Raw genomic sequence first — 4,307 nt, forward strand, 5'->3', positions numbered from 1 at the left:
CAAACGGAAGGCACCGGCGTTGGCCTGAGGCGTTTGCTGCGGCATGACCTTGAGCAGCCACTCCTGCACCAGCGCCACTTCGGGACAGTGCTCCATGCCCGGCACCTTGAGGTATTCCTGGCGATAGACCAGGGTCATCGCCGGATCGAGGCCCAGCAGCGGCACACCGATATCCGCCAGTTCACGCAATTGACGAGCATTGCGCAGCGCGGCCCGATTGAACGCCGAGAGGAACCCCTGCACATGCAGCGGCTTGCCATTGGCGTTGAACGGCGCCAGGTAAACCTGATAACCGAGGCGTGATATCAGCTCGACCAGATCCGCCAGCAACGGTGCCTCAAAGTAACGGGTGAAGGCATCCTGCACCAACACCACGCTGCGTTCGCGTTGTGCCGGCGTCAGCGCCGACAACGTCGCCGCCGTCGCCGGTTGCACCTGCCAGCGACGCATCGCCGCATGGAAATCGAAGCGGCTGAGCAACGGCACATCGACCATTCCCCCCAGGCGTTCGAGCAGACCGCGAACCAGCGCGGCGCCCATCACACCGTTGTACAGCGCCGGAATCCGCGCCATGTAAGGGATGCTGTATTCCAGCGAGGCGATCAGATAGTCCCGTGCCGGGCGCAGATAACGACTGTGGTACAGCTCCAGAAACCGCGAACGAAACTCCGGCACATTGACCTTCACCGGGCACTGGCCGGCGCAGGACTTGCACGCCAGGCAACCGGCCATGGCGTCGTACACCTCATGGGAAAAATCGGCATCCTGGCTGCGGCTGTTGCGCCAGCGTGTCCACAGGCTGCTGAAAAATGCCGGACGACGGATCGTATCGCAAAGCACATCCACCCCCGCCTCGCCCTGCAAACGCAGCCATTCGCGAATCAGCGATGCACGCCCCTTGGGCGACTGCGCACGTTCACGAGTGGCCTTCCACGACGGGCACATGGCGTCGTCGGGGTCGAAGTTGTAGCAGGCGCCGTTGCCGTTGCAGTGCATCGCCGCACCGTAGTCCTGCCAGACTTTTTCGTCGATCTGCCGATCGAGCTCGCCACGCAACGTGACTTCATCGATTTTCAACAACGCCGCGTCGGTGTTGGCCGGGGTAGCGATCTTGCCCGGGTTGAACTGGTTGAACGGGTCGAATGCCGCCTTCAGCGCCTGCAGGGCCGGATACAGTTCACCGAAGAACGCCGGTGCGTACTCCGAACGCAGGCCCTTGCCGTGCTCGCCCCAAAGCAAGCCGCCATAACGCTGGGTCAGCGCGGCGACGCCATCGGACACCGGGCGCACCCGCGCCGCTTGCTGCGGATCCTTCATGTCGAGGATCGGCCGCACGTGCAGCACGCCGGCATCGACATGGCCGAACATGCCGTACTGCAAACCGTGACTGTCGAGCAGCTCGCGCAGCTCGGCGATGTACTCGGCCAGGTGCTGCGGCGGCACGGCGGTGTCTTCGACAAAGGGTTGCGGGCGTGCCTCACCGGCCACGTTGCCCAGCAGGCCGACCGCACGTTTGCGCATGCCGTAAACCTTGTTCACCGCGGCATGACCGACGGCCAGCGTGTGCCCCAGACGTTCGACGGTGCGGTCGCTGCCCAAGTGCGCGACAAACGCCTCGACTCGGCCCTGCAACTCATCGGCATCATCGCCGCAAAACTCGACGAGGTTGATCCCCAGCGTCGGCCGCGCGGCACTTTCCGGGAAGTATTCGGCGACGCCGTGCCAGACGATGTCCTGCATCGCCAGCAGCAACACTTTCGAGTCGACGGTTTCGATCGACAGCGGCTTGAGCGCCATCAGTGCCCGTGCATCGCGCAGGGCATCCATGAAACCGGCGTAGCGAATGTTCACCAGCATGGTGTGTTTGGGGATCGGCAACACATTGAGCCTGGCCTCGACCACGAACCCCAACGAGCCTTCAGCGCCGCACAGCACACTGTTAAGGTTGAAGCGGTTGTCCGCCTCACGCAGGTGCGCCAGGTCGTAACCAGTGAGGCAGCGGTTGAGATCGGGGAAGCGTTCCTTGATCAGCGCGCCCTGTTCATCAATGATCTGCCGCGCGCAGCGATAGACTTCACCGACGCGATCTTCGCGGGCGCACTGGGCGAGCAACTCGCGCTCGTCAAGCGGCTGACCGTGCAAATGCTCGCCACCGCGCAGGATCATGTCGAGCTCGAGCACGTGGTCGCGGGTTTTGCCGTAAGTGCAACTGCCCTGGCCGCTGGCGTCGGTGTTAATCATGCCGCCGACGGTGGCGCGGTTGGAGGTCGACAGTTCCGGAGCGAAAAACAGTCCGGCGGACTTCAGCGCCGCGTTGAGCTGATCCTTGACCACCCCGGCCTGTACGCGCACCCAGCGCTCTTCAACGTTGATTTCCAGAATACGGTTCATGTGCCGCGACAGGTCGACGACGATGCCGTCGGTCAGTGACTGACCGTTGGTGCCGGTGCCGCCGCCACGCGGGGTGATCACCACTTTCCGATAAGCCGGTTCGGCGATCAGTCGCGCAACCCGCGCCACATCCTCGGCGTCCATCGGAAACACCGCCGCTTGCGGCAGGCGCTGATAGATCGAGTTATCAGTGGCGAGCACTACGCGACTGGCGTAATCGGCGCTGATTTCACCGCGAAAGCCGCTGGCTTTCAGGGCGTTGAGGAACTGCTGGTAATCGGCGGTCAATGCAGTGGCGGGCGACAGCTGGGCAATCATCGGTCAGGAATCTCGGTCAAAATCGGGCCGTGTGGCGGTGAACAGTTGTGCGCAATGAATGATTGCGTCACGCTCCTGCCATCTCATGGTGCTTATGTTCATTGCTTGGCGCCATCGGGACAAACGTAAAATCGACCCACAATCCATGACTAAAACGAATGAATCCGCGAACACTCACGCCTTCCATGTCGTTGTTGCTGGCCTTCGAGGCCGCCGCACGGCATGAAAGCTACACCCGCGCCGCCCATGAACTGTCGCTGACGCAAAGCGCGGTCAGCCGTCAGGTGCAGATTCTCGAGAAGATGCTCGGCATGCGCCTGTTCAGCCGCGAAGGCCGGCAAGTGGTGCTGACCGATGTCGGCCGCATGTATCAGCGCGAGCTGGCCGAAGCGCTCGGGCAGATCCGCAGTGCGACGCTTCAAGCCATGGCGTTTGGTTCCGGCATTCACAGCCTGCGTCTGGCGACGCTGCCCACCTTCGGTTCGAAATGGCTGCTGCCACGGCTCAAGGACTTCTACACCGCACACCCCGGGATGACCGTGCACTTGCATTCGCGCATCGAAGCGATCGACTTCGACACCAGCGAGATCGACGCGGCGATCTGCGTCGGTGGCGGTGAATGGCCGGGGCTGAGCGCCCTGCCCTTGCACACCGAAGAACTGGTAGTGATCGCCAGCGCGCAATTAACGGCAGCCGAACGTCAGGACGCCGAACAACAGATTGCCGGACAACTGCTGCTCAACGTCAGCAGCAATGCCCAGGCCTGGGCGGAATGGTTCACTCATCACGGCTTGCCGCACCGCAGCATGCGTATCGGACCGAGCTTTGAAATGACCTCGCACCTGATTCAGGCCGTGCGAGCGAATATCGGCGTAGGGCTGGTGCCGCGGATTCTGGTGGACGATGAATTGCTTAACGGCGAGCTGCTGCAACTGGGGGAACCGATCACCAGTCGGCGCAGCTATTACCTGGTGTATCCGCCGCGTAACGAGGCGTTGCCGTCGTTGAAGGCGTTTCGGGACTGGCTGGTGCGATCGCTATGAATTATCGCCTCACCCGAGTGAGCAATCACCGTTTTGGCGGAGGCGGAGCACTTGGACCACGAGCAGTTTGTGGCGAGTTTCTGTCGTTCGAACCAAGGTAGCGGGCCACTTCTGGCGGCATGGGTCTGGGTGCTTCGGCGGTCATGACTGGCCCTCTTTTATGGTGGTGAATTCAACCCACTGAACTTTCGACGAATCTATCACCAACAGATCTGCTTCAAAAGGCTGGGCAATGCCATCGTCGCCCAACCATTTCGGACTCTGCATCACAAACTGTCCATTCGCAGGTTCGGAAGGCCATTCACAAGGCCAGCCGAACAGGCGCCGTTCGTCGTTCAAATGCAGTGTAATGAGCCGATCATGTCGCGCAAAGGTGCTGTACCACTGACTGGGATACGAGGTTTTTCTGGTTACATTTCGAAATCGTAACCAAGCATGCAGCTTGTCATTTGACGCAAGATTGCAGGATAGAAACCCGAGCATCACTGAAACAACAAATGCCCAGATTGCCTGCGCTTTGCCATCCCATATTCCTACAGAAACCCCCTTCATCCC

3 protein-coding genes are annotated in these 4,307 nt (G+C 61.2%); 1 reads left to right on the forward strand and 2 read right to left on the reverse strand.

Annotated elements, in window-relative coordinates; translation table 11 throughout:
- Positions 1-2,709, reverse strand: a 2,709-nt coding sequence (locus tag DBR24_RS01810) for an FAD-binding and (Fe-S)-binding domain-containing protein (RefSeq protein WP_146188933.1), incomplete at its 3' end; no start/stop codon positions are given.
- Between the two features lie 158 nt (positions 2,710-2,867).
- On the opposite strand from DBR24_RS01810, the gene DBR24_RS01815 reads away from it, so the two are divergent.
- Positions 2,868-3,752: a LysR substrate-binding domain-containing protein gene (locus tag DBR24_RS01815; RefSeq protein ID WP_123467875.1), complete on the forward strand. Its 885-nt coding sequence runs from the start codon at positions 2,868-2,870 to the stop codon at positions 3,750-3,752.
- A 141-nt stretch (positions 3,753-3,893) separates the two neighbouring features.
- Here DBR24_RS01815 and DBR24_RS01820 read toward each other — a convergent pair.
- Positions 3,894-4,307 (reverse strand): DUF6338 family protein (locus DBR24_RS01820; RefSeq protein ID WP_128613708.1); only part of this gene is annotated, 414 nt, incomplete at its 5' end.

This window comes from Pseudomonas sp. HMWF006 (genome assembly GCF_003061205.1).
In the GTDB taxonomy this organism is placed as follows: domain Bacteria; phylum Pseudomonadota; class Gammaproteobacteria; order Pseudomonadales; family Pseudomonadaceae; genus Aquipseudomonas; species Aquipseudomonas monsensis.

What these genes read in the sequence shown, in the direction of transcription:
- DBR24_RS01815 (WP_123467875.1), top strand. Translation starts at nt 2,868, where the DNA reads ATGAATCCGCGAACACTCACGCCTTCCATGTCGTTGTTGCTGGCCTTC.